Genomic DNA, 26,348 nt, shown 5'->3' with positions numbered 1-26,348 from the left:
ATGCGGTCCGATCGCCGGTGGTCGGCGGGCGGAAGTGGCTGGCGAGCTGTAGTGCGCGTAGCGAAAATCTACACGCGTGTAGCGAACTGTCTGAGACAGTAGCAACCCTAGCTGGAGCTGTCATCGATTCGGTAGATGCTCGTGGAATCCCGCGACCGGCACTCGTCGACGGGAACGTTTTCGACTCGGTCGAGAAGTGTTGTCGCAGTGAATGATTGATCGCACGAGCGAGCAGCCGATTTCGCCGTTCGGCAAGCGGTCGTTCCAGTTCCGGTCGATCAGGAGTGCCGCGCCTGATTCCGGTTCGGGAAGCTCAGTGCGGCGGGAGGCGCCGCCAGGTCCAGTCGACCCGCACGTCGAGGGGCGCGTCGACGGTGACTATCCGTGGCTCGGTGTTGAGCCCGTCGGGTGGGCCGGATTGTGCCTCCACCGAGAGCGATTCCGTCGGCAGCGTCCAGACGACCACGTCGTGGACCGTGCTGGTGATGGTGAATTCCAGGAAACCCGGCCAGGTCAGGCGGGCGTGGACACCGTCGGGCATGGCGAAACAGTCGTCCCAGGGTGGTGGGGTCGGCGGGATGTGCCTGCCGGTGGGGAGGTAGTTCTCGCCGCGTTCGTACTGCCAGGCCGGGTGGAATTCGAGCTCGACCGGGCCGCGCGCGGGAGCGAGCTCGCGCAGGAACCACGGGTGCCAGCCACCCTGGGCGGGGAACGGGTCGCGATCGGTGGTGATGCGCATCGCCAGACTCAGGCCGGTGCCGGTGAGGGTGAAGGTCTGGGTGACGGTGCCCGCGAACGGCCACGGATCGGTCAGCCGGTACCGCAGGGTGGCCGTGCTCGCGGTGGCGTCGACCACCTCCCACGCGCCGTGGCGGGCGGTTCCGTGGATCGCGTGCGGCGGATTGTCGATCGGCATGGTGTAGGTGTGCTCACCCACGCTGAACCGGCCGTAACCCAGCCTGCCCGCCCAGGGGGCCATGACGAAACACCCGGTGCCCGGGTCCTGTCGGAGCAGTTCGGTGCCCGCGATGGCCAGGCTGTGCAGCGCACCGCCGTCACCGGGGGCGACGATCAGTGCCGCGTCGTCGGCGTGGAGGCGCACATCCTGGGCTGCCATGTCCGGAGACTAACGGCGCGCACCCACGGCCCGCCGCCTCCCACGCCGAGATCAGGTGAACGGATACTGCCCGCCGCCCCCGCCGCCGCGCTGATCCGGTGTCGCGACATCGATGATGTCCTGCACGAGCTGAACCACCGCCCGGCCGACATCGAGCACGCCGTTGCCGAGAGTGGAGAATTCCTGCGCGATGTAGTGGAGCATCTCGTTCGTCCTCACGTCCGTGGAGCCGAATAGTGCACTCCCAGGGTGCCATACACCCCCGACACGAGCCGTACATTCGACCGCGTGCGCCCCGACACCCCGTTCGAGCCGGTCCCCGATCCCCGCCCCACCGACGCGGTCTGGCCCGAGATGACCTGGCCCGTCCCCGCCGACGCCCGACTCACCGGCGAGACGGTGACCTTGACACCCTTCGACCCGGACGTCGACCCCGCCGACCTCTACGACGCGCTCGCCGCCGACGCGGTCTGGCGGCACCTGCCCTGGCGCCCCGCCGACGCGGCCGACTTCGGCCGCTACCTGCGCGATCTCGCCTCGCTGCCGGACTGGCACGTGTGGATCGTGCGCTCTCGCGCGGGAATCGGCGACCGCCCGGCTGGTTCGATACTCGGCCTCACCTGCTACCTGGACGCGCGCCCCCGTGACGCGTCGCTGGAGATCGGCTTCACCGCCTACACGCCCTCGGTGTGGGGGAGCGCGGTGAACCCCGACGCGAAACTGCTCGTGCTCGAGTACGCGTTCGAGGTGTTGCGCGTGGGTCGGGTGCAGTTGAAGACCGATGTGCGCAATCAGCGGTCGCAACGGGCCATCGCTCGGCTCGGCGCGGTCTACGAGGGGACGTTGCGCAGGCACTTCCGGCGGGGCGACGGGACCGTGCGGGACAGCGTGCTGTTCTCGATCGTCGCGGAGGACTGGCCGCGCGTGCGGGCGCGGCTGGAAGGACGGCGCGGCGGGCGGTCAGGCGGTGCCGAGGAAGTTGAGGATGGCCAGCAGGAGGGGCGCGGAGATGTCGAAGCCCATCCGGGCCAGGTCGAGGCCGGTGGTGGCCAGTGACTCGTAGTGGTCTGACAGGACGCCCAGGATCTTGTCTTCGTTCATGGTGCTCCCTCTCGGTCTCGCGGGGTCAGTAGAGGAGGTCCCGCAGGATCGGGGCGCCCATCTCGATGACGACCTTGGCGACGGTCAGGCTGAGATTGCCCAGACCGACCACGACGGTGCTGATCAGCTCGTAGTTGTCCTGGGCGAACTGCTGCAGTTCATGCATGGTTACCACTCCCTCGACCCCGACCGATTGGTAGCTGATGTGACCAGCGTCTCACATCCGAGAGGCGTCGCCAAGGTACGCGCCGGGGCGGCTACCCCCGGGTATGAATGAGATTGCATCATCATGCATAATCATTTGTAGCAACGGCGCGAGCCGACCGGCGGCCGGAGCATTCATACTGCTCACGGCAGCTCGTGCAGATGTACGTCCCAGACTTCGAGGAGCACAACAGACATGTCCGATCGCGTCGTACTCGCCTACTCCGGTGGGCTGGACACCTCCGTCGCCATCAGCTGGATCGCGAAGGAGACAGGTTCGGAGGTGGTGGCGGTGGCCATCGACCTCGGCCAGGGCGGCGAGGACATGAACGTGGTGCGCCAGCGCGCCCTGGACTGCGGCGCCGTGGAGGCCATCGTGGTCGACGCGCGCGACGAGTTCGCCGACGAGTACTGCCTGCCCACCATCCAGGCCAACGCCATGTACATGGGTCAGTACCCGCTCGTCTCGGCCATCAGCCGCCCGCTGATCGTCAAGCACCTGGTCGAGGCCGCCAAGTTCCACAACGCCACCACCGTCTCGCACGGCTGCACCGGCAAGGGCAACGACCAGGTCCGCTTCGAGGTCGGCATCGGCGCCCTGGCGCCCGACCTGAACGTGATCGCCCCGGTCCGCGACTACGCCTGGACCCGCGAGAAGGCCATCGCCTTCGCCGAGCAGAACAAGCTGCCGATCAACGTCACCAAGAAGTCGCCGTTCTCCATCGACCAGAACGTGTGGGGCCGCGCCGTCGAGACCGGGTTCCTCGAGGACCTGTGGAACGCGCCGACCAAGGACGTCTACGACTACACCGCCGACCCGACGGTGAACTTCGAGGCGCCCGACGAGGTCATCATCACCTTCGACAAGGGCGTGCCGGTCGCCATCGACGGTCGCCAGGTCACCGTGCTGCAGGCCATCGAGGAGATGAACACCCGCGCCGGTCGCCAGGGCGTCGGCCGTCTCGACATGGTCGAGGACCGCCTCGTCGGCATCAAGAGCCGCGAGATCTACGAGGCGCCCGGCGCCATCGCGCTGATCACCGCGCACCAGGCCCTCGAGAACGTCACCATCGAGCGCGAGCTGGGCCGCTACAAGCGCCAGGTCGAGCAGCGCTGGGGCGAGCTGGCCTACGACGGCCTGTGGTTCTCCCCGCTCAAGCGCGCCCTGGACGCCTTCGTCCAGGACACCCAGCAGCACGTCACCGGTGACATCCGGATGGTGCTGCACGGTGGTTCCGCCGTGGTCAACGGTCGCCGTTCCGAGCAGTCGCTCTACGACTTCAACCTGGCCACCTACGACGAGGGCGACACCTTCGACCAGTCCCTCGCGAAGGGCTTCGTGCAGATCCACGGCCTGTCCTCGAAGGTCGCCGCGCGTCGCGACCTGAACCAGAAGTAGTAGTAACCACGTCGTAGTCTCGACACCGGCCGGTCCCGTCCACGGACCGGCCGGTGCCGTGCCCAGCCATGCCCGCCCCTGCCGACCGGAGGAGAACCCGATGACCCACAGTGGAACCAACGAAGGTGCCCTCTGGGGTGGGCGATTCGCGTCCGGCCCGGCCGAGGCGATGGCCGCGCTGAGCAAGTCGACCCACTTCGACTGGGCCCTCGCGCCCTACGACATCCGCGCCTCCAAGGCGCACGCCCGCGTGCTGCACAAGGCCGGGCTGCTCTCGGAATCGGACCTGTCCGGCATGCTCGCCGGGCTCGACGCCCTCGCCGCCGACGTGGCCTCGGGCGCCTTCGGACCCGCCGAGTCCGACGAGGACGTGCACGGCGCGCTCGAGCGCGGCCTGATCGAACGCGTCGGCACCGAACTCGGCGGTCGGCTGCGGGCGGGGCGTTCGCGCAACGACCAGGTCGCCACGCTGTTCCGGATGTGGCTGCGCGACGGCGTGCGCCGGGTCGCGGCCGGTGTGCTCGATGTCGTCGACGCGCTCGTGGCCCAGGCCGCCGCGCACCCCGACGCCGTGATGCCGGGCAAGACCCACCTGCAGGCCGCCCAGCCGGTACTGCTCGCCCATCACCTGCTGGCCCACGCGCACCCGCTGCTGCGTGACCTGGAACGCCTGCGCGACTTCGACAAGCGCGCCGCCATCTCGCCCTACGGTTCGGGCGCGCTGGCCGGTTCCTCGCTGGGCCTGGACCCCGAGCAGATCGCCACCGAACTCGACTTCACCGCCTCGGCGGCCAACTCCATCGACGCCACCTCCTCGCGCGACTTCGCCGCCGAGGCCGCCTTCGTGCTGGCCATGATCGGGGTCGACCTGAGCCGGATGGCCGAGGAGATCATCCTCTGGAGCACACCGGAATTCGGGTACGTCACCCTCGCCGACGCCTGGTCGACCGGTTCGTCGATCATGCCGCAGAAGAAGAACCCCGACGTCTCCGAACTCACCCGTGGCAAGGCCGGTCGCCTCATCGGCAACCTGACCGGTCTGCTGGCCACGTTGAAGGCCCAGCCGCTGGCCTACAACCGGGACCTGCAGGAGGACAAGGAACCCCTGTTCGACTCGGTCGCCCAGCTGGAACTGCTGCTGCCCGCCATCGCGGGCCTGGTCGGCACCCTCACCTTCCACACCGACCGGATGGCCGAACTCGCCCCCGCCGGATTCACCCTCGCCACCGACATCGCCGAATGGATGGTGCGCCAAGGGGTTCCGTTCCGCGTCGCCCACGAGGCCGCCGGTGCCTGCGTGCGCGCCGCCGAGGCCCGCGGGGTCGGTCTCGACGAACTCACCGACAAGGAATTCGCCGCCGTCGACCCGGCGCTGACCGGGGGCGTGCGCGAGGTCCTCACCGTCGAGGGGTCGATCGCCTCCCGCAATGCCCGGGGCGGCACCGCGGGCGTGCGGGTGGCCGAACAGCTGGCCGAGGTCGCCGCGTCGGCCGCCGACGCCCGCGCGTGGCTGCGCTGACACGTGCCATGACCCTGCTCTTCCTGGCGCTGGCCATCGCCACCGAGGTGACCGCGACCGTCTCGCTGAAACTCTCCGAGGGATTCACCAAACTGGTGCCCTCGATCGTGGTGGTGATCGGCTACGCCACGGCGTTCTTCTTTCTGTCCCAGGCGTTGAAGCGGGGCATGGCGATCGGCGTCGCCTACGGGATCTGGTCGGCGGTCGGGGTGGCCGCGATCGCCGGGATCGGCGTGCTGTTCCTGGGGGAGCGGCTCACGCTGGTGCAGGTCGGCGGCATCGGCCTGGTGATCCTCGGCGTGCTCGCCCTCGAACTCGGCGGCGCGCACTAGCCCGCTACAGCTCCGCCCGCACCCGGAATCCGGCGTCACGCAGGGCGTCCAGGACATCGTCGCGATGGGCGGGACCGCGGGTCTCGGCCGTGAGCGAGACCTCGACCTCGTCGACGGCCAGCCACATGCCGGTGCGGGAGTGGACGATGTCGACCACGCTCGCCCCCGCGCGCCCGACGACCCCGAGCAGCGCCGACAGCGCCCCGGGCCGGTCGGCGATGGTGACCCGCATCGCCAGATAGCGGCCCGCGGCGCTGAGTCCGTGCCCGATCACGCGGGTGAGCAGCAGCGGATCGATATTGCCGCCGGACAGGATCGCCACCACCGGACCGGGCAGGTCGCGCAGGGCAGGGGAGAGCAGCGCGGCGACTCCCGCCGCGCCCGCGGGCTCGACGATGAGCTTGGCGCGTTCCAGACACAGCAGCAGCGCCTTGGACAGCGCGTCCTCGTCGACGGTGACGATCTCGGTGACCAACTCGGCCACATGCGCGAACGGCACCGCGCCCGGCAGGCCGACCGCGATCCCGTCGGCCATCGTCGCCATCCGCGCCGCCCGCACCGGGGTGCCCGCGGCCAGCGAGTCCGGCCACGCCGCCGCCTCGGCCGCCTGCACCCCGACGACCCGCACCCGCGGCGCCAGCGCGCGCAGGGCCACCGCCACCCCGGCCAGCAGACCACCGCCGCCCGTCGGCACGACGACCGTGCCCACCTCCGGGACCTGCTCGAGGATCTCGAGCGCGACGGTGGCCTGCCCGGCGACGATGTCGGGATGGTCGAACGGGTGGATCAGCGTCGCCCCGGCGCGCTCGGCGAATTCCTGGGCGGCGAGCAGGGATTCGTCGATGGTGTCACCGATCTGGTGCACCTCGGCGCCGTACGCGCGCGTCGCCACGAGTTTCGGCAACGAGGCTCCGACCGGCATGAACACCGTCGAGGTGATCCCCAGCTCGGCCGCCGCCCACGCCACCCCCTGCGCGTGATTGCCCGCCGAGGCGGCCACCACCCCGCGCGTGCGTTCCTCGGCGGGCAGGTGCGCGATCCGGTTGTAGGCGCCGCGCGGTTTGAACGATCCCGTGCGCTGCAGGTTCTCGCACTTGAGCAGCACCGGCGCGCCCACCCGATCCGACAGCACGCGCGACGCCACCGTGGGTGTCCGCCGGATGACCGGCGCCAGCAGCGCCGCGGCAGCTTCGATCCGCTCGAGCCCGACGGTCTCCATGGGCCACATCGTGCCAGGACGGGCGCGGTCGAACGGGTCGGCGCGAGCTCGTGTCGGCGCTGGGCGCGGGCCGCTCGCCCAGGCGAACCGGCACGCCGCGCCGTCGAGTGTCAGCGACTCAGCGGGCAGCCTTGGCGATGTTGTGGGCCACGGTGCCCAGGCGGGTGAGCCGCGCGTCGCCGAGCGGGGTCAGCTTGCCGCCGAGCCGGTTGGTGACGAAGGCCAGCGACAGCCCGGTCTCCGGATCGGCGAACGCGCCGGAGCCACCGAGCCCGAAGTGGCCGAAGGCCGAGATGGGATCGGCCTTGGACGGCTTCATCGGGACACCGTGGAAACCCAGCGCCCACGGAATGCGGAAGGCCAGCACGTAATCCGGGGTGAAGACCTGCCGGGTACTGAACCGGCGGATCGAGTCCGGGTCGAGCACGCGGGTGCCGTCGAGTTCGCCGCCGTTGGCCAGCGCGGCGTAGAGGCGGGCCAGCGCCCGCGCGGAGAAGACCCCGTTGACGCCGGGCATCACCGAATCGTGCACGCGCGGGTCGACGATGAGCTCCGCGAAACCCCGCGGGGTGGTCTCCGCGGCGGCGGCGAATCGGGTGCGGGTGAGCAGGTCCGAACCCCGATCCCAGTTCATACCCGCCGCGCGCAGCCGCGGGAAGGTGGTGGCGATGCGGTGCCGCTGCTCGGCGGGCACCCGGAACCAGAGTTCCTCGGCGCCCAGCGGTTCGGCGAGCTCGGTGTGCACCACCTCGGTGAACTCGCGCCCGGTCACCCGGTGCACCAGTTCGGCGGCCAGATGGCCGTAGCTGATGCCGTGGTAGCCGCTGGTCACGCGATGCCGGGGGTCGGGGGTGGCGGCGGCGAGCGCGGCGGTGACGGCAGCGTCGTCGAAGAAGGATTCCACCGGGCCGGGCAGCAGTCCGCGCAGCCGGTGCAGGCCCGCCCGATGGGTGAGCACGTCGCGCACGGTGATGTGGGACTTCCCGGCCGCGGCGAATTCCGGCCAGTACTCGGCCACCGCGGTGTCGTAGTCGATCTGCCCGCGCTCGGCGAGCTGGTGGATCACCGTGGAGGCCACACCTTTTCCGGTGGAGAAACCCAGCGCGACCGAGTCGGCCGTCCACGGCACGCCCGGGCTCGCGTATCCGGCCCAGACATCGACCACGGGCTCACCGTGCAGGTAGACGCACAGGGCGCCGCCGCCGTGCGCGGGTGTGCGGAACAAGCGATCGAAGATGGCCACCAAGCGGACGAAACGTCGATCCACCGACTGCGTTGTCGAAACTCCCATGAGCCGAGCATGCCACCACCGGTGGGGGACCGGTCGGTTCGGTCGGCCCCGCACCGGTGGTCAGGCGCTGATGGATTCGGCGGTCAGCGCGTCCAGGACGGCGTCGAGATCGTCGACGTCGACCACGAGCCGGGTGAAGTCGGGCCCGTCCAGATCGATGCGGACCGCGCTACCACCGAAAGTGGTGTCCCAGAACTCTTTCCGGCCCTTGCCGCGATAGACACCGGCGGCGATCACACCGGGGATGAAGGTGCCGGGGGCGCGCACCCACGGCGGGCGCAGATCCACCTCGGCGGTGGTGATCTCGGTGATCGCGGCGCGGTCGATCACGACCTGCTGGCGCAGGGCGAGGAGGCGGTGCCCGCCGAGTACATGGACCGTCACCGTGTCGTCGTGAACCTCGACCTCGACCATCGCTACCTCACTCACCTCTGCGGAACCTGTCCCTGTCCAGGATGGGTGCCTGGCCTGGTCGGCGACTGTGGCGATCCTGTGATTTGGCCAAGGAACCGGAAGACATCGGAAGATATAGATATGCGCATCTATCAGTGGTGCGCTCAGGGGGTCCGTCGCGTCGGCGGGGAGGGGGAAAGACGCGAGGAAGCGGGCGCTGAGCTGGCGTTGTGATGTGAATCGCCGGAACATGCGGCGTGTCACAGCCGACACATAATGGAGGTCCGGTGTGGTTAGCTCATATGAGCACATCGGGGTGTGTGAGGTGTGTCACTTTCAGCAGGGTAGGCCAGGTGGGAACAGTGGATATCAGTCCAAAGGGTGTGGTCGGTTCGGTGCAGCGGTTGCTGGCTACCGCGCAGAACGGGCTGGAGGTCATCCGCTTCGGCGGGTTGGCGCACGATGTGGAGTCCTCGCCGTTCGAGGTGGTCGAGCGCAGGCGGATGTACCGGCTGCGGCACTACTTCCCGGACGAGACCACGGCGGGTCGTCCGGTGGCACTGCTGGTGCCTCCGTTGATGGTCAACGCCGACATCTGGGATGTGAACGCGGCGGGCGGTGCGGTAGGGATCCTGCACGCGAGCGGAATCGACTGCTGGGTCATCGATTTCGGGTCGCCCGCGACCGAAGAGGGTGGCTGGGAGCGTGACCTGGCCGATCACGTGCTCGCCGTGAACTCGGCGATCGACACCGTGTGCGAGGCGACCGGCGCGCAGGTGCACCTGATGGGGTACTCGCAGGGTGGCATGTTCGCCTACCAGACCACGGCCTACCGCTACGGCAAGGGCGTGGCCTCCATCGTCACCTTCGGCAGCCCGGTCGACATCGTCGCGGGCATGCCCTTCGGGCTGCCCTACGGACTGGTCTCCGAGGTCGCCGATTTCCTGGCCGACCACGTGATGCACCGGCTCCCGATCACCGAATCGATGGTGCGGGTGGGCTTCCAGATGCTCGACCCGGTCAAGACCGCCAAGTCGCGCATCGACTTCCTGTTGCAGCTGCACGACCGGGAGGCGTTGCTGCCCAAGGAACGTCAGCGCCGCTTCCTCAACAGCGACGGCTGGGTGGGGTACTCGGGTCCGGCGGTGGCCGATCTGCTCAAGCAGTTCGTCGCGCACAATCGGATGATGCTGGGCGGGTTCGTGATCCGCGATCACCCGGTGTCGCTGGCCGAGCTGAAGTGCCCCATCCTGGCCTTCGTCGGCGAGGTCGACGACATCGGTCAGCCCGCGGCCGTGCGCGGCATCGTGCGCGCCGCGCCGAACGCCGAGGTCTACGAGGCGAGCCTGGTGGCCGGGCACTTCGGCCTGGTCGCCGGTTCCATGGCGACCAATCACACCTGGCCGCTGGTACGCGACTGGATCGGCTGGATGGACGGCGGCGCCGCGCTGCCCGAAGAGATCGTTCCCATGCGCGAGCACGTGCCCAGCAACGCCCCGCGCACCGCGGCGACCCGGGTGGTGCACACCGCGGCCTCGCTCGCCGAGGCGGGCGCGGGCGTGGGCAAGGCGCTCGAGGGCATCGCCAGCAGCACGCTGCGCGGGTCGTTCGAGATCGCGGGGGAGGCCGCCCGCGCGCTGCCCCGGCTCACCCGCCTCGGCATGATCCAGCCGCACACCCGCATCTCGCTGGGCAAGCTGCTCACCGAGCACGCGCGCCGCGCCCCGCACAAGGACCTGGTGCTCTTCGACGACCGGGTGCACACCAACGCGGCGGTCGAGGAACGCGTCGACAACATCGTGCGCGGCCTGATCTCGGTGGGCATCCGTCCCGCGACCCGCGTCGGCATCATGATGGAGACCCGGCCCAGCGCGCTGGCCTCGGTCGCCGCGCTCTCGCGCCTGGGCGCGGTGGCGGTGCTGCTCGCGCCCGGCGCGGAGCTGGACCGCGCCATCGAGCTCACCGGCGTGCAGACCCTGATCACCGATCCGGAGAACCTGCGCGCGGCCGCGGCGACCGGCGCCAGGGTGCTGGTGCTCGGCGGTGGCGCGGCCCGGCAGCTGCCGGTGCCGACCGGCGAGCGGGTGATCGATCTCGAACAGATCGACCCGGCGAAGGTGCGCGTGCCCGCCTGGTACCGCCCGAATCCGGGCCTGGCCCGCGAGCTCGCCTTCGTCCTGGTGCTCGGCTCGGGTGACCGGCTCGAGGCCAAGTACATCACCAACCACCGCTGGGCCCTGTCGGCCTTCGGCACCGCGAGCGCGGCCGACCTGGACCGCCGCGACACCGTCTACTGCCTGGCCCCGCTGCACCACTCCTCGGGACTGCTGGTGAGCCTCGGCGGCGCGATCGCCGGTGGCAGCCGGATCGCGCTGGCCCGCCCGATGGACATGGACCCGGGCCGCTTCGCCGCCGAGGTGCATCGCTACGGCGTCACCGTGGTCACCTACACCTGGACCATGCTGCGCGATCTGCTCGACGCGCAGGTGTTCCCGGCCGGACACAACCATCCGATCCGGCTGTTCATCGGTTCCGGCATGCCCGCCGGGCTGTGGCGGCGCACCGTCGAACAGTTCGACCCGGCGCGGGTGCTCGAGTTCTACGCCTCCATCGACGGCGATGTGGTGCTGGCCAATGTCGACGGTGCCAAGATCGGTTCCAAGGGCAGGCCGGTGCCGGGCACCGCGCGCGTCGAGCTGGTGGCCTACGACCCGATCAGCGAGCAGATCCTGGTGGGCGACAACGGGTTCGCGCGTCGCTGCGCCGACAACGAGCCGGGCCTGTTGCTGGGCAAGGCCGTCGACGGCGGCGACATCTCCGACGGCGGGCTGCGCGGAGTGTTCAAGGCGGGCGACGCCTGGTGGCCCACGGAGAACCTGTTCCGCCGCGACAGCGACGGCGACTACTGGCTGCTGGACCGCCGCGACACCGTCATCCGCACCGCGCGGGGCCCGGTGTTCACCCAGCCGATCGTCGACGTGCTCAACGACATCACCGCCGTCGACATGGAGGTGGCCTTCGCCCTGCCCACCGCGACGGGCACCCTCGCCGCGGCCGCGCTGAGCGTGCGGACCGGTCACAAGATCGAACCCGGTGACGTCACCGAGGCCATGCGGGCTCTCGAGCCCGACCAGCGCCCAGACCTGGTCTACGTCGTCGACGACATCCCGCGCAGCCCCAGCTTCCGGCCCTCGGCGGCCGCCGTGCAGGCCGCCGGGCTGCCGCAGCCGGGACCGGACACGTGGATCTACGACCGCTCGAGCGATACCTACGGGGTGCTCACCGCGGCCGCGGCGGCGGCACTGTTCGAGAGGAACTGACAGCGTCCCCGCGTGGCCTTCGCGGCCACGCGGGCGCTACACCCGGTAGGCGGTGACCGCGTCGATGACGCGACCGAGTCGCGCGTCGTCGAGCATCGGCCACAGCGGCAGCCGCAGGATGGTCGCCGAGAAGTTCGCCGAGCGGACACACGGCACCGGGGTGCGGCCGTACTTGAGCCCGGCCGGGCTGGAATCCAGCGGGATGTAGTGGAACGGCGCCACGATGCCCTGCTCGGCCAGGTGCCGGATGAGGCCGTCGCGACTGTCCTCGGTCGGCATCCGCAGATAGAACAGGTGCGCGGTGTGGCCGCGATCCTCGGGGACGGTCATCGGACGCACGTCGTTGGCCGCCGCCCAGCCGGGCAGCGCGGCCGCGTAGGTGTCCCACACGCGGTGCCGGTTCGCCTGGATGGTGTCGAATTCGGCCAGCTGCGCGTCGAGCACGGCGGCGTTGAGTTCGCTGGGCAGATAGCTCGAGCCGATGTCCTGCCAGGAGTACTTGTCCACCTGACCGCGCAGGAACCGGGCGCGGTCGGTGCCCTTCTCGCGCATGATCTCGGCGCGGCTCATCAGGATCTCGTCGGAGAGCAGCAGCGCGCCGCCCTCGCCGCAGTGCACGTTCTTGGTGTCGTGGAAACTCTGGGTGCCCAGGGTGCCGATGGTGCCCAGTTGCCTGCCGCGCCAGGTGCCGCCGAGGCCGTGCGCGTTGTCCTCGATGACGGCCAGACCGTGCTGGGCGGCCAGCTCGAGCAGCGGTGCCATGTCGGCGGCGACACCGCCGTAGTGCATCACCAGGATTGCCTTGGTGCGCTCGGTGACGGCGTCGGCGGCCGCGGCCGGGTCGATGTTGCCGGTGCTGTCGTCGATGTCGACGAACACGCAGGTGGCCCCGCGCAGCGCCATCGCGGTCGCCGCGGAGGTGAAGGCGAAACTGGGGACGATCACCTCGTCGTCGGGGCCGAGTTCGAGCAGCAGCGCGCCCAGTTCGAGCGCGTGCGTGCAGGAGGTGGTGAGCAGGGCGTGCTCGGCGCCGGTGATCGCCTTGATCCTGGCCGTGGCCGACTTGGTGAACTGGCCGTCGCCGTGGCTGTGATCGGAATCGAGCACGGTCATCAGGTTGGCGCGTTCGGCGGCGGCACGGAACGGCCTGCTGAAGATGATGCGATCGCTCACTCGCGGTGACCCTTCTCCGTCGCGGCGGCCTCGATGCGATGGTGCACGGCCGACGCGTGCATCGTATCCGGGCGCGGAGTGGGGGTCTGCACGGTCAGATACAGCGGTTTACCGACCAGGATGTGCAGCGCGACACCGAGATACTCGGCGATCAGCCCGAGCGAGAACAGGATCGCCCCCGAGCACAGCAGCAGCACGACGATGATCGAGGCCCAACCCTCGGGGTCGTTGTTGTCGTTGTTGGTCAGCGCCTGCACCACGACCACCGCGGCCATGATCACCCCGGCCAGCGCCAGCGAGATCCCGAGCATGCTCACCAGCCGCAGCCCGCGGGTGCCGCTGCACAGCACCATCTTCCAGAACAGCGAGAACAGCCGCCGGTAGTTGTAGCCGGATTCCTCGCGGCCCTCGGCGCGCAGCACCACCGGCACCGACACCGTGCGCCCGACCACCCAGGTGAGCGCCACGTCCAGGTAGGCGCCGTTGGCGGCGACCTCGGCCAGCTGACGGCCGATGTCGCCGCGGATCAGCCGGAAGCTCTCGAACCGGGTGGAATCGGGGAAGGCGAACACCGTGGCCAGCACGATCTTGGCGCCGCGCGAGGTGAGATTGCGCAGGAAACCGTGCGGGCGGGTGTTGGCGGGCTTGGAGTAGATCAGGTCCGCGCGCGAGGCCAGCGCGGCGTCGAGGAAATCGGCGATGAAGGCGGGGTCGTGCTGACCGTCCTCGTCCATGGTGACGATCCAGTCGCCCCGCGCCGCCGCCATACCCGCGATCGTCGCCGCGTCCTGGCCGAAGTTGCGGCTCAACCAGACCGCGCGCACCTGCGGATAGGTCCGCTCGAGGTCCTGCATCACCACATCGGAGCGGTCGGGGCCGTTGTCGTGGACGAGGATGATCTCCTCGATGGCGAACCGCGCGCCCGCCACGGTGGTGGTGGGACCGGTGAGCCGGTCGAGTTCGGCGACCAGCGCCGCGATCGTGTCCTCACCCCGATAGACCGGGACCACGACCGATACCGAGTGGACCGTGCCGGGTCCGTCGCCGCTGTCGGGAGCGCCCGTGTGCGGCACGGCGCCGAGCCGGGACGAGTGTGCGGTAGGAATCGGCATCGTCGACTTTCGGTGTGACCGGAACAGACCCAACAGTGCTGGGAACTTTAACACCGCACCACGGCGAGTCGGCTGCTGCGCCATGGCCCGTGCGGCGGTGCCTATTCCGCCGGTTACCTGTAGGGTCTGGTCCTCGTGGTGGAAAGTAGAACCCCTCCCCGTCGGGCCGTGTACCTGTGGGGCTTGCTCACCTCTCTCGGCGTGATCGCCGGATACGGCGCGGTTCTGCTCGCCAACGTCCGGCACTTCTACACCGACGACACCGAATCCCAGTACGTCCCGCTGTGGGTGATGCTGGGCAGGCGGCTGCGCGACGGTGATCTGCCGGTGATGGTCCCTGAGCACTGGATGGCGGGCAACTACTCCATCGAGGAAGCGGGACTGCTCAATCCGCCGCAGCTGCTGATCGACCTGATCGCGCCCTCGGTGGACAATCTCGTGCTCTACGCGACCGTGGTGAAGCTGATCTTCGCGATCATCCTGGGCCTTGGCGTCTACCGGATCTGCCTGGCCTACGGCTCGCGCGTGCAGTGGGCGGCGCTGGCCGGTGTGTCCATCCCGTTCACCGGCTGGCTGTTGTTCTTCGACGAGGCCAGCTGGATGACGGCCTTCACCGGCACCGCGTGGATGGTGCACGCGTGGGCCTCGGGCGTGCGGTACGCGCGCGGTCGCGGCGGGCCGATCCCGGTGTTCGTGTACCTGTATCTGGCGATCTCGGTGCAGTACATCTTCCCCGCGGTCGAGGCCGGTCTGATGATCGGCGCCGTGGCGGTCGGCGAGCTGGTCTACCAGCGCGCCTGGCGTCCGTCGCTGAAACTGCTGACGGTCTCGGGCCTGGCGGCGCTGGCGGGCGTGGCCACCTATCTGCCGAGCATGCTGTCGGCGAAGGTGACCTGGCGCGGTACCGCCCAGATCAACAACGACCAGTTCCTCACGGTGCCGTGGTCGGAATCGCTGAACGCCAGCCTGCCCTCGACGCTGCCCGCCTTCACCTCCTGGTGGGGCTACGTCCAGCCGCTGCCGGTCGTCTACATCGCCTGGTTCCTGATTCCCGGCCTGGCCTTCATCGACTGGGGCAGGGCCCGCGCGGCCTGGCGCGAGCTGACCGGCATCGCCGTCTTCGCCGCCGCCGCGCTCATGTGGACCGCCGGACCCGGCACGATCGGCCCGCTGCGCTGGCCCGCCCGCGTGCTGCCGATGGTGGCGCTGGGTCTGCTGCTGCTGGTCTGTGTGCTGCTCGGGCGTTTCGCCACGGTGAAGGACTGGCGTTCGCGGTGTGTCGCGGCGGCGGTGCTGATCGGGCTGCTGTGGGTGCGCTCGTTCTCGGCCGACCCGCATCATGTGCCCGCGCATCTGCTCGCTGCGGCCGCCATCGCCGCGCTCGGCGCTGGCATGGTGTGGCTGGCGCTGCGCAAGGGCACCTCGGCGGCGGTCGCGCTGGCGATCGTCGCGGTGTTCCCGATCGCCTATGTCCAGGTCGAACGCGCCCAGCCCACACCGATGAGCTGGAACCTGCCCAGTGATCGGGCCGCGGCGCGCGCGGCGTTCCCGGAGTTCGCTGGCACCACGCTGCAACTGGGTGACCGCGCGCTGATCCAGCCGGGCGAGCGCAGTCTCGACGGCGCGTACGGATCGCTGGTGTTCGGCAACTACGCCAAGGACATCGAACGCACCTACGTCAGCGGCTACACCCCCAACGGCCATTTCTGGTTCGGTGACATGCTCTGCATGCGCTGGGACACCAGCGTGTGCCCCGACGCCTACCGCCGCGCCTTCGCGGTCGAGCCGTCCACCGGCAAGACCATCGTCGACCTGATGAACGTCGACCGGGTCGTGCTGCAGACCGCGCTCTACCCCGACGCGCGCAGTCAGCCCGCCCCGACCGGCTGGAAGTGGGTCGACTACCCGGGCCACGAGAAGTACATCGCGGTCCTCGAACGCGAGGACGGCCTGATCTCCGCCCGCAACGGCCGGATCTCCGCGGCCGAGGACGTCACGGCGGTCTCGCTGTCGGAGACCGACACCACCAGCCGGGTGCGGGTCAGCTCCGAGACCGGCGGCCGGGTCGTGTTCGCGCGGCTGGGCTGGCCCGGTTACCGGGTGACCCTGGACGGCAAGGACATCCCGTTCCAGGTCGTGGCCAAGAGCTTCGTCGCCGTCGACATCCCCGCGGGCACCCGCGCGGCCACCCTCGACCTGACCTGGCGTCCGCCGGGCTGGAAGATCGGCGGCGCCGCCATCGCCACCGGCCTGCTCGGGCTGGCCATCCTGCAGTGGCTGTACGTGCGCGGACGCAGACCCGAGGACGAGCCGGAGGCGCCGGTGGAGACTCCGGTGCCCGACGACGACCCCGAGCTCGTGGACGCGCTGCGATGACCACCGAGGCCGCGGCGGCGGGCGGCGGTGTCCTCGAGACGCCGGGTCCGCTGCTGCGGATCGTGAAGCGTCAGGAGTTGGCCTTCGCCGTCGTCGGCGGGTTCAACACGCTGCTCGGCATGGCGCTGGTGGTGTTCTGGCTGCGGGTGCTCGGTGACGGGCGGCCCGGTCTGGCCGTCGTCGCCGCCTACGCGGTGAGCACCGTGGTGGCCTTCGTGCTGCACCGCACGCTGGTGTTCCGGGTGCGCGGCCGGGTGCTGCGCGACTTCCTGGCCTTCTGCGGCGTGAACGCGGGCGGCCTGGTGCTCAATGTGATCCTGGTGGAGTTCGCTGTCACCGGCCTGGGTTTCCCGGCCGAGCCCGCCTCGGTGATCGTGATGGGCCTGGTCGCGGTCCTGAGCTTCTTCGGGCACCGCTACATCTCGTTCCGGCGGGCGCGGTAGGTTAGGGGCATGGCGCACGAATCCACCCTCGACGCAACCCTGCTCGGCCTGCTGGCCTGCCCCCAGGACAAGGGCCCCCTGCAGCTGGTGCGCACCGAAGACGGCGCGAGCGTGCTCTACAACCCCCGCCTACGCCGCGCCTACCCGATCGACAACGGCATCCCGGTCCTGCTGATCGACGAGGCCCGCGACGTCACCGACACCGAACACGAATTCTTCGCCTCGGAGTCCTGACCACCCACCCCCGCTCGAGTTAGGCTCACCTTACCGGGTGAGCCGTCCGGGCCACCCGCGCCCGCGCACGAGAGGGTGTCCGATGGCACCCACGCCGTGCGCGCGGTCCGCTTCGACGCCGCCCTGCGGCCGTGGCTGGCCGCGCACCCCGGCGGCACCGTGGTGGAACTCGCCGCCGCGTGCACTGGCTGTGCGTGGACGTGCCCGAGGCGATCGAGATCCGCACCCGGTTCCTGCCGCCCGGACCTCGCAGCCGGTATCTGCCGATCAGCGCCCTGGACCTGTCCTGGCTCGACGAGGTCGACTCCCGGCGCACGGCGTCTTCGTCACCGCCCAGGGGCTGTTCATGTACTTCGACCCCGCCGACGTGCGCGGCCTGGTCACCGCGATCCTGGATCGCTTCCCTGGCGTGGAGCTGATGTTCGACACCATCCCGCCCTGGTTCTCCCGCAAGACCCTGCGCGGCTTCCACAAGACAGCGGACTACACCGCCCCGCCGATGCCGTGGGGTGTGCGGCGTGGCACCGTCCCGGCCTTGCTGCGGGAGTGGAGTTCCCGGATCGCGGAGATCGAGATCGCCTGCTACGGACCGTCACACGGCCCGGTCGCGACTCTCACGCCGATCTTCGACCGGGTGCCGGTGCTGCGCGACATCCCGCCCAGCATCGTGCGGGTGCGGGCCGCCGCCTGAGCGAATCACGCGGGGAGGGAACCGATTTCGCCGGTGAGGTAGCGCTGCACCGTCGGCCCGACCGCGGCGACCACCTCGGGCAGGGGCATGGAGGCCACCGGTTCCAGGCCGATGACCTTGCGGGTGATCAGCAGACCCATCATCTGCCCGGCCACCAGCGCCATGCGCGCGTGCCCGTCGTCCTCGGGGGTGGCGATGCGGGTGCGGACCCGCTCCAGCACCACCTCCAGCAGGAACGAGCGGGCGAGATTCGGCTCCCCGGCGATCATGCTGCGCGCCATGGCCACCACGCCCGGGCCCGCGGGGGAGTCCCACACCGCGACGACCGTTCGCACGATCGTGTCCCCGAGCTCGTCCACCGGCGCCGCGGCCACGGTGGACAGCGTGGCCTCGGGGTCGGCGGGGAACTCCACGACGGCCGCGAACAGCTGCTGTTTGGTCCCGAAATAGTGGTGCACGAGCGCGGGGTCCACCCCTGCCTCGGCGGCGACGGCCCGGATCGAGGTCTTGTCGAATCCGGCCTCGGCGAAACGGGCCCGGGCGGCGTCCAGGATCGCCGTCTTCGTGTCGGCCTTGCCCGGCCTGCGCCCGCTGCGCCTACTGCCCTCGCCGCCCATGCTGTCCTCCTCGTGCCCGCTATCGATTCACGCGGTGCGCCGACGCAGCGTGGCCGCGGCCAACACCAGCGCCACCACCGCGAACCCGGCGACGACGGCGATGTCCCGCCACATCGTCGCCGTCGGCTCGGGGTACACCGAGACCTGCTGCAGGGCGTCCACCGCGTAGCTCAACGGCATCACATCGCTGAGCACCTCCAGCCAGCGGGGCAGCTGATCGCGCGGAACGAGCAACCCGCACAGGAAGATCTGCGGTGCCACGATCACCGGCATGAACTGCACCGCCTGGAATTCGGTCCGCGCGAACGCGCTGGCCAGCAGGCCCAACCCGACCCCGCACACGGCGTCGACCATCGCGATCAGCATCACCCAGCCCGGATTGCCCGCCGCCTCCATTCCGAGCAGCCAGAACGCGACCGCGCACGCGACCGCGGCCTGCGCGGCGGCCGCCAGCGAGAACGCGGTGCCGTACCCGGCGAGCAGATCGAACTTGCTCAGCGGCGTGGTGAGCAGGCGTTCGAGGGTGCCCGAGGTGCGTTCGCGCTGCATGGCGATGGCCGTGATCAGGAACATCACCACGAACGGCAGGATGCCCAGCATGGTGATGCCGACCCGGTCGAACATGGTCAGCGGCGCGTGCGGCGGGCGCGGAGCGTCCTGATAGATGAAGTAGAGCAGGGCCATCAGGACCGCGGGCACCACCAGGATCATCACGACGGTGCGCCGGTCGTTGCGCAGCTGACGCAGGATCCGGCCGGTGGTGGCGGTATAGGGCCGCAGGACGGTGGTCATGCGCGGGCTCCCCTCGTGATCAGGGTCAGGAAGGCGTTCTCGAGGTTCTGCTCGTCGGTGTCGGCGCGCAGCTCGTCCGGGCTGAGCTGGGCCAGCAGTTCGCCCTCGCGCATCAGCAGCAGGGTGTCGCAGTGGTCGGCCTCGTCCATCACGTGACTCGACACCAGCAGGGTGGTTCCGGCCGCGGCCAGCTCGTGGAACTGCTTCCACAGTTCCACCCGCAGGACCGGATCCAGCCCGACGGTCGGTTCGTCGAGCACCAGCAGTTCGGGCTTGCCGACCAGCGCGCAGGCGAGCGAGGCCCGGGTCTGCTGACCGCCCGAGAGCTGGTTGCCCAGCTGATCGGCGTACTCGCGCAACCCGACGGCGGTGAGCGCGTCCTCGGTGTCGGCGCGCTCGCGCCCGTAGAGCGCGGCGTAGTAGGCGACGTTCTCGCGCACGCTGATATCGGCGTAGATGCTCGGCGCCTGGGTGACGTACCCGACCCGACGCCGCAGCCCGGCGCTGCCCGCCGGTTCGCCGAGCACGGTGACGGTGCCCGACTGCACCAGCTGGGTGCCGACGATGCTGCGCAGCAGCGTGGTCTTCCCGCAGCCGGACGGGCCGAGCAGCCCGGTGATCGACCCGCGCGGGATCCGCGTCGAAAGACCGTGCAGGACAGTGCGTTTCCCGCGCCGGACGGTCAGATCGGTGACCTGGACGGCATCGGGGGGTGGGGGAGTGTGCGACATCGGCCGACTCAATTCATCGAGTGTTGAATTCACTACGTGATGAATTTAGCGCGGCCGATGTCCCACGGCAAGGGTCAGTGGGCGTGTCCGTGCGGCGTGCCCGCCCGCTGCCCGGGTTCGACCACCACGAACTGGCCCATCATCCCGAGGTCCTCGTGCCAGAGCAGGTGGCAGTGATACATGTACGGGGTGTCCGGATCGGCCGGTCCGTCGAAGCGCAGCGCCAGCCGCGCGGTGGTGTTCGGTGGCAGGAAGATCGTGTCCTTGGGCCCGGTCAGCGCGGGTGGCGGCGCGCCACCGTCGTAGTCGAGCACCCGGAACTGCACGTCGTGGACGTGGAAGTTGTGCGGCATGCCGTCGGTGTTGGTCACCACCCACGTCTCGGTGGTGCCCCGGGTGACGGTCGTATCGATGCGATCCATCGCCATGGCCGCGCCGTTGATGCCCGACAGCGTCAGATCGAACCGGCGCTCGGTCACCGAATCGCTGCCGTCAGGGGTGGACGCGGGGACGAGCGTCGCGGGCAGCGGCGCGGATTCGCGCAGGGTGGGCGCGGCCCGCAGTTCCAGGATGTCGAAGCGGTCGTCCCCACCGGCGAACCGGTTGCCCCAGAAGTCCAGTCCGGCGTCGAGACGTTCGCTGCGCAGCACCGTCCGCTCACCGGGCCGCATCCGCACCACGATCTCGGCGCGTTCACCGGGGGAGAGTTGGACCCGGTCGAGCGTGGCCGGGCCTTCCAGCAGCCCGCCGTCGGAACCGATCAGCGCGAAGGGTCGCGCGTCGTCGAAGGCGAAGGTGTAGATCCGCGCGGTCGAGGCGTTGAGCAGGCGCAGCCGCACCAGTTCGTCGCCCACCTCGTGATACGGGGCCAGGGTGCCGTTGACGAGCGTGCGGTCGCCCAGGAAACCCACATCGCGGAAGATGCTGTGCGCGCCGTCGAGCTCGTCGCCCCGCAGGCGCATGTCCTGCACGATCACCGGAAGATCGTCGACGCCATAGGTGTGTGGCAGGGGCAGGGCCGAGACGGCGGCGTCGTCGATCAGGAACATGCCCGCCAGGCCGCGCCGGACGTGGTCCTCGGTGGCGCCGTGTGGATGCGGGTGGTACCAGAGGGTCGAAGCGGGTTGTGCCACCGTCCATTCCGGCGTCCAGGTGGCGCCCGGCTCGACCATCTGGTGTGGTCCGCCGTCCATCGCGGCGGGCAGATGCATGCCGTGCCAGTGCACCGTCGACGCCTCGGGCAGCTGATTGCTGATCCGCACCCGCACGCGTTCCCCGGCGCTCGCCCGCAGGGTCGGGCCCAGGTAGCTGCCGTTGAAACCCCAGGTCTCGGTGTCGGTTCCGGGCTCGAACGCGGTGGTGCCGCCGCGCATGTCGAGGGTGAACGTCCGGGTGCCGTCGGCGTCGACGGTGGACTCGGCCAGCGGCGGGATCGCCAGCGGACGGGTGAATTCGGTACCGACGGTGGAGATGTCGGCCGTAGCCCAGATCCAGCCGACGCCACCGGCGATCGCGGTGAGCAGGACGACGACGAGCGTGCCCGCGCCGAGCAGGGCACGGCGCACACGGCGCGGGGGAGAAACCATGTCCCGACGGTAGGGACGGCACGCCCGCGCGCACATCGGGGAGCGACCCCCAACCCGACCCCGAACTCCCCCTGATTCTCGGCATTCCAGCAGGTCACGCGGATGTGATCTGAATCACAACCCATGGTTGTCACGTTCCGCCCGGCCGGTTTGTCCCCTGGATGACCGACCGAGAAGGAGCGCCACCATGAGCACCACCCCGCAGCACATCGTCGTCCTGGGCGCCGGATACACCGGTCTGCTGGCCGCCGTCCGGCTCGCCCGCCGCACCCGTCGGCTCGACGTGCGGATCACCCTGGTCAACCCCTCGCGCCGATTCACCGAGCGACTGCGCATGCACCAGATCGCCGTCGGCCAGGAACTCGCGCACCACGACATCCCGGCCCTCCTGGACGGCACCGGCATCCGCTTCGTCCAGGGCCGGGCCACCGCCCTCGACCCCGCGGCCCGACGCGTGCACCTCGAGGGCGCAGGCGACCTCGCCTACGACGAGCTGATCTACGCCCTCGGCAGCACCACCGACACGACCACGGTCCCCGGCGTCGCCGACCACGCGTGGACCCTGAACGATCCGCGCGTCGCCCACGGGTTCGCGGGCGCACTCGCCCGGCTCGCGCGGACGGGCGGCACGGTGACCGTCTGCGGCGCGGGCCTGACCGGCATCGAGGCCGCCGCCGAGATCGCCGAGACCCACCCAGCCCTGCGCGTCGTGCTGGTCGGCGCGACGGAACCCGGCGCGATGATGGGCGAGCGCGCCCGCGCCTACCTCACTACCGCGCTCGACCGGCTCGGCGTCGTCCGCGAGATCGGCCAGCGCGTCACGAAGGTGCTGCCCACCGCCCTCGAACTCACCGACGGCGGACAACTCCCGAGCGATCTCACCCTCTGGACCAGCGGCGTGCGCGTCCCACCCCTGGCCGCCGAGGCCGGAATCCGCACCGACGAACGCGGCCTGATCGTCGTCGACCCCACCTTGAAGTCGGTGTCACACCCCACGATCCACGCCATCGGCGACGCCGCCGCCGTCCACCAGCCGTGGGGCGCCGTGCACGGCACCTGCCAGAGCGGCCTGCCCACCGCCGCCTACACCGCCGACACCATCGCGGCAGGACTGCGCGGAAAATCGGTGCGCCCGTTCCGTTTCGGCTACGTCCACCAGCCGGTGAGCCTGGGTCGCCGCGACGCCGTCATCCAGTTCACCCACGCCGACGACACCCCGCGCCGAATCCATCTCACCGGCCGCGCCGCCCGGATCTACAAGGAGATCGTGAGCAGCAGCCCGATCCCCACCGTCAAGGGCAGCAAGAAGATGACCATGACCGTCCAACTGTCGAAGGGCGGCAGGGCGACCCGCCACCTGGCCTGACGCGCCCGCGCGCCCGAGGAAAGAAGCATGCGTCATGGTGGAGCACATGTCCGACCAGGATCCGTTCCTCGAACACCGTCGCCTGCTGTTCGCGACCGCCTACCGCATGCTCGGCACGGTCACCGACGCCGAGGACATCCTCCAGGACGCCTGGCTGACATGGCACGCCGTCGACCAGGCCACCGTCGACCACCCCAAGGCGTATCTGGTCCGCGCCGTCACCAATCTCGCGCTCAACCGCCTCACCTCGGCGCGCGTCACCCGCGAGCGGTACGTCGGCCCCTGGCTGCCCGAGCCGGTGCTGACCTCGCCCGATATCGCCGAGGACACAGCCATGGCCGACACCGTCTCGACCGCCATGCTGGTGGTGCTGGAAACGCTCACCCCGGTCGAACGCGCGGTCTTCCTGCTGCGTGAGGTCTTCGGCTACTCGCACGCCGAGATCGCCGACACCCTCGACCGGTCCGAAGCGAGTGTGCGTCAGATCGCGCATCGCGCCCGGGATCACGTGCGGTCGCGGCGTCCACGGTTCGACACCGACCGGGCCGCCCGCGCCCGCGTCACCGAGCGGTTCATGGCCGCCTGCGCGGGCGGTGACCTCAACGCGCTGATGGATCTGCTCGCCCCGGACGTCACCTGCTGGTCCGACGGCGGCGGTGTCGTCACCGCGGCCCGCAGGCCGATGCACGGCCCCGACCACGTCGCGCGCTGGATCCTCGGCGTCCTGGCGAAACCGGCGTCGGCCGGTGTGGAGCTCACCGCCGCCGACATCAACGGCGAACGCGGCGCCCTGGCCTGCTTCGCGGGCGATCCGGGCGCCGCCTTCACCTACGACCTGGTCGACGGCCGCATCCAGAACCTGCGCTTCCAGGTGAACCCGGGCAAGCTGAGCGGCCTGTACCGGGGCACCGACCTGCTCGGCTGAGCGCGGGCTCGCGGATGGGCGACAATGGTCGTCGTGTCCGCTCAGGAACTCGCCGTCGATCCACCGACCGCCGCGCGCAGACTGCTCGGCGCCACCCTGTCGTCGGGTCCGGTGGCCCTGCGCATCGTGGAGGTCGAGGCCTACGGCAGCGATGCCGCTGGCCCGTGGCCTGATCCGGCCGCCCACTCCTGGCCCGGACCGACGGCCCGCAACGCAGTCATGTTCGGCCCGGCCGGACGGCTCTACATCTATCGCTCGTACGGAATTCACTTGTGTGTCAACGTCACCACCACCTTCGACGGCGTCGCGGGCGCGGTGCTCGTGCGCGCGGGCGAAGTGGTCGACGGTCTCGAGATCGCCCGGCAGCGGCGTCCCGCGGCCCGCACCGACATCGACCTCGCCCGCGGCCCCGGCAATGTGGGCAGCGCCCTGGCCGTCAGCCTCGACGACTACGGCGCCGAACTGTTCGACCCGTTCTCCACCGTCCACCTGACCCTGCACCCCCCGGTGCCCAGCACCGCGATCGCATCGGGCCCGCGCGTCGGGGTGAGCCTCGCCGCCGAGGTGCCGTGGCGCTTCTGGCTCCCGGCCTCCCCGGCGGTCTCGGCCTACCGCCGCAGCCCTCGCGCCCCGGCCGTCGGCACACCGCCTCGCCCCTGAACCCGGACCGGGCCTGAGCGGCATCACGTACCGGACCTACCCGGGCGCCCGCCACGAGGTGCGCACTGATCTGGCGTGGGTGACCCGCGCCCGCGTCCGAACCCGGATACGGAAAGATGGAACACCGTGACCGGTGACATCTTCGACGAACTGACCTGGCGCGGCCTCATCGCGCAGTCCACCGACCTGGCCGAGCTGCGCGCGGCCGCCGCCGCGGCGCCCCTGACCCTCTATGCCGGGTTCGATCCCACCGCGGCCAGCCTGCACGCGGGCCACCTGGTCCCGCTGCTCGCGCTCAAGCGTTTCCAGCGCGCCGGTCATCGTCCGATCGTGCTCGCGGGCGGCGCCACCGGCCTCATCGGCGACCCGCGTGATGTCGGCGAACGCACCATGAACTCCTCCGACACCGTCGCCGAATGGGCCCAGCGCATCCGCGGCCAGCTCGAGCGGTTCGTCGACCTCGACGACTCGCCCACCGGCGCGGTGATCGCGAACAACATGGACTGGACCGGTCAGCTCACGGCCGTGGACTTCCTGCGCGACATCGGCAAGCACTTCTCGGTGAACGTGATGCTGGCCCGCGACACCGTCAAACGGCGGCTCGAGGGCGAGGGCATCTCCTACACCGAATTCAGCTACATGCTGCTGCAGGCCAACGACTACCTGCAGCTGCGCCGCGAATACGGCTGCACGCTGCAGGTCGGTGGCTCCGACCAGTGGGGCAACATCATCGCCGGTGTCGAGCTGAACCGCCGCGTCGACGGCGCCCACGTGCACGCGCTCACCGTGCCGCTGGTGACCTCGGCCGACGGCAAGAAGTTCGGCAAGTCCACCGGCGGCGGCAGCCTCTGGCTCGACCCCGAACTGACCAGCCCCTACGCCTGGTACCAGTACTTCGTGAACACCGCCGACGCCGACGTCGTGCGCTACCTGCGCTGGTTCACCTTCCTGAGCCGCGAAGAACTCGACGCGCTCGAACAGGCCACCGCCGAACGCCCATTCGCCCGCGAGGCCCAGAAGCGCCTCGCCGCCGAGATGACCACCCTGGTGCACGGCGAAGCCGAGACCCACGCCGTCGAACTTGCCAGCCAGGCCCTGTTCGGTCGCGGTGACCTGCGCGAACTGCCCGAGGCCACCCTCGGCGCGGCGCTGCGCGAGGCCGCGGTCGACGGCAAGGTCGCCGAGGTGACGCCGGGGGAGCCGAGCACGATCGTCGATCTGCTGGTCGCCTCCGGTCTGTGCGAGAGCCGTGGCGCGGCCCGACGCGCGGTCAACGAGGGCGGTGCCTCGGTGAACAACGAACGCGTCGCCGACATCGACTGGACCCCGTCCGACACCGACTACCTGCACGGGCAGTGGCTGGTGCTGCGTCGCGGAAAGAAGAACATGGCCGGTGTCCGTCGGATAGCCTGAACCCGTCGCGGAGGTCTGAATCACATCCGTGTGATTCAGACCGACGCGCCGCCTGGCCGCGCCGCGTCTACCAGCGCAGATACCCTGCTGTCCAGGCGATTTGACGCGGCGTTATCCGGCGCGTAACTTATTGGAAGTCAGAGCGACACGGACACCAACCCGGAGCCGAGACGCTGGTCTTCGAGACCGGCGGGGCGAGGGAAACGCGGTAGGACGGGGAAGCGCCTGACAGCGCCTCAACTGTAGTGATCAGAGTTACGATTGACATCGTCTGGACGCGTAGTTAGGCTGGAACAGTTGCCCTGCGGAAGATCTGAAGAATTTCGGTGATTCT

General features: G+C 70.1%; 25 protein-coding genes. 13 read left to right on the top strand and 12 right to left on the bottom strand.

The window, feature by feature from the left end:
* Positions 1 to 313: 313 nt before the first annotated feature.
* Both QC180_RS28020 and QC180_RS28015 read right to left on the bottom strand, forming a co-directional pair.
* A complete protein-coding gene (locus QC180_RS28020; RefSeq protein WP_278265851.1) occupies positions 314 to 1,117 on the bottom strand; it encodes an aldose epimerase family protein in 804 nt (267 codons plus the stop codon).
* Positions 1,118 to 1,168: 51 nt separating this feature from the next.
* On the bottom strand, positions 1,169 to 1,321 hold the full coding sequence (locus QC180_RS28015; protein ID WP_278265850.1) for a hypothetical protein: 153 nt from the start codon (positions 1,319 to 1,321) through the stop codon (positions 1,169 to 1,171).
* A gap of 84 nt (positions 1,322 to 1,405) precedes the next feature.
* Here QC180_RS28015 and QC180_RS28010 point away from each other — a divergent pair, with 84 nt between their 5' ends.
* Complete coding sequence (locus QC180_RS28010) at positions 1,406 to 2,173, top strand: GNAT family N-acetyltransferase (protein WP_278265849.1); 768 nt, start codon at positions 1,406 to 1,408, stop codon at positions 2,171 to 2,173.
* A gap of 70 nt (positions 2,174 to 2,243) precedes the next feature.
* Here the strand turns inward: QC180_RS28010 and QC180_RS28005 are convergent, their stop codons facing one another.
* Positions 2,244 to 2,384 (bottom strand): hypothetical protein, encoded by a 141-nt coding sequence (locus tag QC180_RS28005; protein ID WP_278265848.1) that lies wholly within the window; start codon positions 2,382 to 2,384, stop codon positions 2,244 to 2,246.
* A gap of 234 nt (positions 2,385 to 2,618) precedes the next feature.
* Between QC180_RS28005 and QC180_RS28000 the strand changes: the two genes are divergently transcribed.
* From QC180_RS28000 to QC180_RS27990, 3 genes are all read left to right on the top strand, one after another.
* Positions 2,619 to 3,821: an argininosuccinate synthase gene (locus QC180_RS28000; protein ID WP_278265847.1), complete on the top strand. Its 1,203-nt coding sequence runs from the start codon at positions 2,619 to 2,621 to the stop codon at positions 3,819 to 3,821.
* Positions 3,822 to 3,921: 100 nt separating this feature from the next.
* Positions 3,922 to 5,340: an argininosuccinate lyase gene (gene argH / locus QC180_RS27995; RefSeq protein ID WP_278265846.1), complete on the top strand. Its 1,419-nt coding sequence runs from the start codon at positions 3,922 to 3,924 to the stop codon at positions 5,338 to 5,340.
* 8 nt (positions 5,341 to 5,348) lie between these two features.
* A complete protein-coding gene (locus QC180_RS27990) occupies positions 5,349 to 5,672 on the top strand; it encodes a DMT family transporter (RefSeq protein WP_278265845.1) in 324 nt (107 codons plus the stop codon).
* A 4-nt stretch (positions 5,673 to 5,676) separates the two neighbouring features.
* On the opposite strand, the gene ilvA is transcribed toward QC180_RS27990, so the two are convergent.
* The 3 genes from ilvA to QC180_RS27975 all read right to left on the bottom strand — a co-directional run bounded on the left by ilvA (position 5,677) and on the right by QC180_RS27975 (position 8,611).
* Positions 5,677 to 6,900 carry a threonine ammonia-lyase gene (ilvA, locus tag QC180_RS27985; protein ID WP_278265844.1) on the bottom strand — a complete coding sequence of 408 codons (1,224 nt, stop codon included), beginning with the start codon at positions 6,898 to 6,900 and terminating at the stop codon, positions 5,677 to 5,679.
* A 109-nt stretch (positions 6,901 to 7,009) separates the two neighbouring features.
* Positions 7,010 to 8,182: a serine hydrolase domain-containing protein gene (locus QC180_RS27980; RefSeq protein WP_278265843.1), complete on the bottom strand. Its 1,173-nt coding sequence runs from the start codon at positions 8,180 to 8,182 to the stop codon at positions 7,010 to 7,012.
* A gap of 60 nt (positions 8,183 to 8,242) precedes the next feature.
* Positions 8,243 to 8,611: a hypothetical protein gene (locus QC180_RS27975; protein WP_278265842.1), complete on the bottom strand. Its 369-nt coding sequence runs from the start codon at positions 8,609 to 8,611 to the stop codon at positions 8,243 to 8,245.
* A 266-nt stretch (positions 8,612 to 8,877) separates the two neighbouring features.
* Between QC180_RS27975 and QC180_RS27970 the strand changes: the two genes are divergently transcribed.
* Complete coding sequence (locus QC180_RS27970; protein ID WP_278265841.1) at positions 8,878 to 11,895, top strand: AMP-binding protein; 3,018 nt, start codon at positions 8,878 to 8,880, stop codon at positions 11,893 to 11,895.
* A gap of 36 nt (positions 11,896 to 11,931) precedes the next feature.
* Here the strand turns inward: QC180_RS27970 and rffA are convergent, their stop codons facing one another.
* Positions 11,932 to 13,068: a dTDP-4-amino-4,6-dideoxygalactose transaminase gene (gene rffA / locus QC180_RS27965; RefSeq protein WP_278265840.1), complete on the bottom strand. Its 1,137-nt coding sequence runs from the start codon at positions 13,066 to 13,068 to the stop codon at positions 11,932 to 11,934.
* Complete coding sequence (locus QC180_RS27960) at positions 13,065 to 14,180, bottom strand: glycosyltransferase (RefSeq protein ID WP_278265839.1); 1,116 nt, start codon at positions 14,178 to 14,180, stop codon at positions 13,065 to 13,067. The genes rffA and QC180_RS27960 overlap by 4 nt, the downstream gene beginning before the upstream one ends.
* Before the next feature lie 168 nt (positions 14,181 to 14,348).
* Between QC180_RS27960 and QC180_RS27955 the strand changes: the two genes are divergently transcribed.
* The 4 genes from QC180_RS27955 (at position 14,349) to QC180_RS27940 (ending at position 17,924) form a co-directional block, all read left to right on the top strand.
* Positions 14,349 to 16,556 (top strand): hypothetical protein, encoded by a 2,208-nt coding sequence (locus QC180_RS27955; protein ID WP_278265838.1) that lies wholly within the window; start codon positions 14,349 to 14,351, stop codon positions 16,554 to 16,556.
* Positions 16,553 to 16,999, top strand: a complete 447-nt coding sequence (locus QC180_RS27950; protein ID WP_278265837.1) for a GtrA family protein — start codon at positions 16,553 to 16,555, stop codon at positions 16,997 to 16,999. The genes QC180_RS27955 and QC180_RS27950 overlap by 4 nt, the downstream gene beginning before the upstream one ends.
* 9 nt (positions 17,000 to 17,008) lie before the next feature.
* Entirely contained in the window at positions 17,009 to 17,233 is a 225-nt protein-coding gene (locus tag QC180_RS27945; RefSeq protein ID WP_278265836.1) for a Trm112 family protein, read from the top strand.
* A 346-nt stretch (positions 17,234 to 17,579) separates the two neighbouring features.
* Entirely contained in the window at positions 17,580 to 17,924 is a 345-nt protein-coding gene (locus QC180_RS27940) for a hypothetical protein (protein ID WP_278265835.1), read from the top strand.
* 5 nt (positions 17,925 to 17,929) lie between these two features.
* On the opposite strand, the gene QC180_RS27935 is transcribed toward QC180_RS27940, so the two are convergent.
* The 4 genes from QC180_RS27935 to QC180_RS27920 all read right to left on the bottom strand — a co-directional run bounded on the left by QC180_RS27935 (position 17,930) and on the right by QC180_RS27920 (position 21,650).
* Positions 17,930 to 18,541 (bottom strand): TetR/AcrR family transcriptional regulator, encoded by a 612-nt coding sequence (locus tag QC180_RS27935; protein WP_278265834.1) that lies wholly within the window; start codon positions 18,539 to 18,541, stop codon positions 17,930 to 17,932.
* A 27-nt stretch (positions 18,542 to 18,568) separates the two neighbouring features.
* Entirely contained in the window at positions 18,569 to 19,333 is a 765-nt protein-coding gene (locus QC180_RS27930) for an ABC transporter permease (RefSeq protein ID WP_278265833.1), read from the bottom strand.
* Entirely contained in the window at positions 19,330 to 20,064 is a 735-nt protein-coding gene (locus tag QC180_RS27925; RefSeq protein WP_278265832.1) for an ABC transporter ATP-binding protein, read from the bottom strand. The genes QC180_RS27930 and QC180_RS27925 overlap by 4 nt, the downstream gene beginning before the upstream one ends.
* Before the next feature lie 74 nt (positions 20,065 to 20,138).
* Positions 20,139 to 21,650, bottom strand: a complete 1,512-nt coding sequence (locus tag QC180_RS27920; protein ID WP_278265831.1) for a multicopper oxidase family protein — start codon at positions 21,648 to 21,650, stop codon at positions 20,139 to 20,141.
* Between the two features lie 187 nt (positions 21,651 to 21,837).
* Here QC180_RS27920 and QC180_RS27915 point away from each other — a divergent pair, with 187 nt between their 5' ends.
* From QC180_RS27915 to tyrS, 4 genes are all read left to right on the top strand, one after another.
* Positions 21,838 to 23,016, top strand: a complete 1,179-nt coding sequence (locus tag QC180_RS27915; protein ID WP_278265830.1) for an NAD(P)/FAD-dependent oxidoreductase — start codon at positions 21,838 to 21,840, stop codon at positions 23,014 to 23,016.
* A 46-nt stretch (positions 23,017 to 23,062) separates the two neighbouring features.
* Entirely contained in the window at positions 23,063 to 23,941 is an 879-nt protein-coding gene (locus tag QC180_RS27910; protein ID WP_278265829.1) for an RNA polymerase sigma-70 factor, read from the top strand.
* A 33-nt stretch (positions 23,942 to 23,974) separates the two neighbouring features.
* On the top strand, positions 23,975 to 24,601 hold the full coding sequence (locus QC180_RS27905) for a DNA-3-methyladenine glycosylase (RefSeq protein ID WP_278265828.1): 627 nt from the start codon (positions 23,975 to 23,977) through the stop codon (positions 24,599 to 24,601).
* A 126-nt stretch (positions 24,602 to 24,727) separates the two neighbouring features.
* Positions 24,728 to 26,014, top strand: a complete 1,287-nt coding sequence (tyrS, locus tag QC180_RS27900; protein WP_278265827.1) for a tyrosine--tRNA ligase — start codon at positions 24,728 to 24,730, stop codon at positions 26,012 to 26,014.
* Positions 26,015 to 26,348 lie beyond the last annotated feature (334 nt).

The organism is Nocardia anocheti (genome assembly GCF_029675105.1).
In the GTDB taxonomy this organism is placed as follows: domain Bacteria; phylum Actinomycetota; class Actinomycetes; order Mycobacteriales; family Mycobacteriaceae; genus Nocardia.
The sequence above is the reverse complement of the archived record's forward strand: the minus strand, read 5'-3'. Positions and strand labels throughout refer to the sequence as shown.

Bases quoted from the DNA above. Each gene is read 5' to 3' on its own strand.
- QC180_RS28020 (WP_278265851.1), bottom strand. From the start codon at position 1,117: ATGGCAGCCCAGGATGTGCGCCTCCACGCCGACGACGCGGCACTGATC.
- QC180_RS28015 (WP_278265850.1), bottom strand. From the start codon at position 1,321: ATGCTCCACTACATCGCGCAGGAATTCTCCACTCTCGGCAACGGCGTG.
- QC180_RS28005 (WP_278265848.1), bottom strand. From the start codon at position 2,384: ATGCATGAACTGCAGCAGTTCGCCCAGGACAACTACGAGCTGATCAGC.
- QC180_RS28000 (WP_278265847.1), top strand. From the start codon at position 2,619: ATGTCCGATCGCGTCGTACTCGCCTACTCCGGTGGGCTGGACACCTCC.
- argH (WP_278265846.1), top strand. From the start codon at position 3,922: ATGACCCACAGTGGAACCAACGAAGGTGCCCTCTGGGGTGGGCGATTC.
- QC180_RS27990 (WP_278265845.1), top strand. From the start codon at position 5,349: ATGACCCTGCTCTTCCTGGCGCTGGCCATCGCCACCGAGGTGACCGCG.
- ilvA (WP_278265844.1), bottom strand. From the start codon at position 6,900: ATGTGGCCCATGGAGACCGTCGGGCTCGAGCGGATCGAAGCTGCCGCG.
- QC180_RS27980 (WP_278265843.1), bottom strand. From the start codon at position 8,182: ATGGGAGTTTCGACAACGCAGTCGGTGGATCGACGTTTCGTCCGCTTG.
- QC180_RS27970 (WP_278265841.1), top strand. From the start codon at position 8,878: ATGAGCACATCGGGGTGTGTGAGGTGTGTCACTTTCAGCAGGGTAGGC.
- QC180_RS27960 (WP_278265839.1), bottom strand. From the start codon at position 14,180: ATGCCGATTCCTACCGCACACTCGTCCCGGCTCGGCGCCGTGCCGCAC.
- QC180_RS27950 (WP_278265837.1), top strand. From the start codon at position 16,553: ATGACCACCGAGGCCGCGGCGGCGGGCGGCGGTGTCCTCGAGACGCCG.
- QC180_RS27945 (WP_278265836.1), top strand. From the start codon at position 17,009: ATGGCGCACGAATCCACCCTCGACGCAACCCTGCTCGGCCTGCTGGCC.
- QC180_RS27940 (WP_278265835.1), top strand. From the start codon at position 17,580: ATGTACTTCGACCCCGCCGACGTGCGCGGCCTGGTCACCGCGATCCTG.
- QC180_RS27935 (WP_278265834.1), bottom strand. From the start codon at position 18,541: ATGGGCGGCGAGGGCAGTAGGCGCAGCGGGCGCAGGCCGGGCAAGGCC.
- QC180_RS27930 (WP_278265833.1), bottom strand. From the start codon at position 19,333: ATGACCACCGTCCTGCGGCCCTATACCGCCACCACCGGCCGGATCCTG.
- QC180_RS27925 (WP_278265832.1), bottom strand. From the start codon at position 20,064: ATGTCGCACACTCCCCCACCCCCCGATGCCGTCCAGGTCACCGATCTG.
- QC180_RS27920 (WP_278265831.1), bottom strand. From the start codon at position 21,650: ATGGTTTCTCCCCCGCGCCGTGTGCGCCGTGCCCTGCTCGGCGCGGGC.
- QC180_RS27915 (WP_278265830.1), top strand. From the start codon at position 21,838: ATGAGCACCACCCCGCAGCACATCGTCGTCCTGGGCGCCGGATACACC.
- QC180_RS27910 (WP_278265829.1), top strand. From the start codon at position 23,063: ATGTCCGACCAGGATCCGTTCCTCGAACACCGTCGCCTGCTGTTCGCG.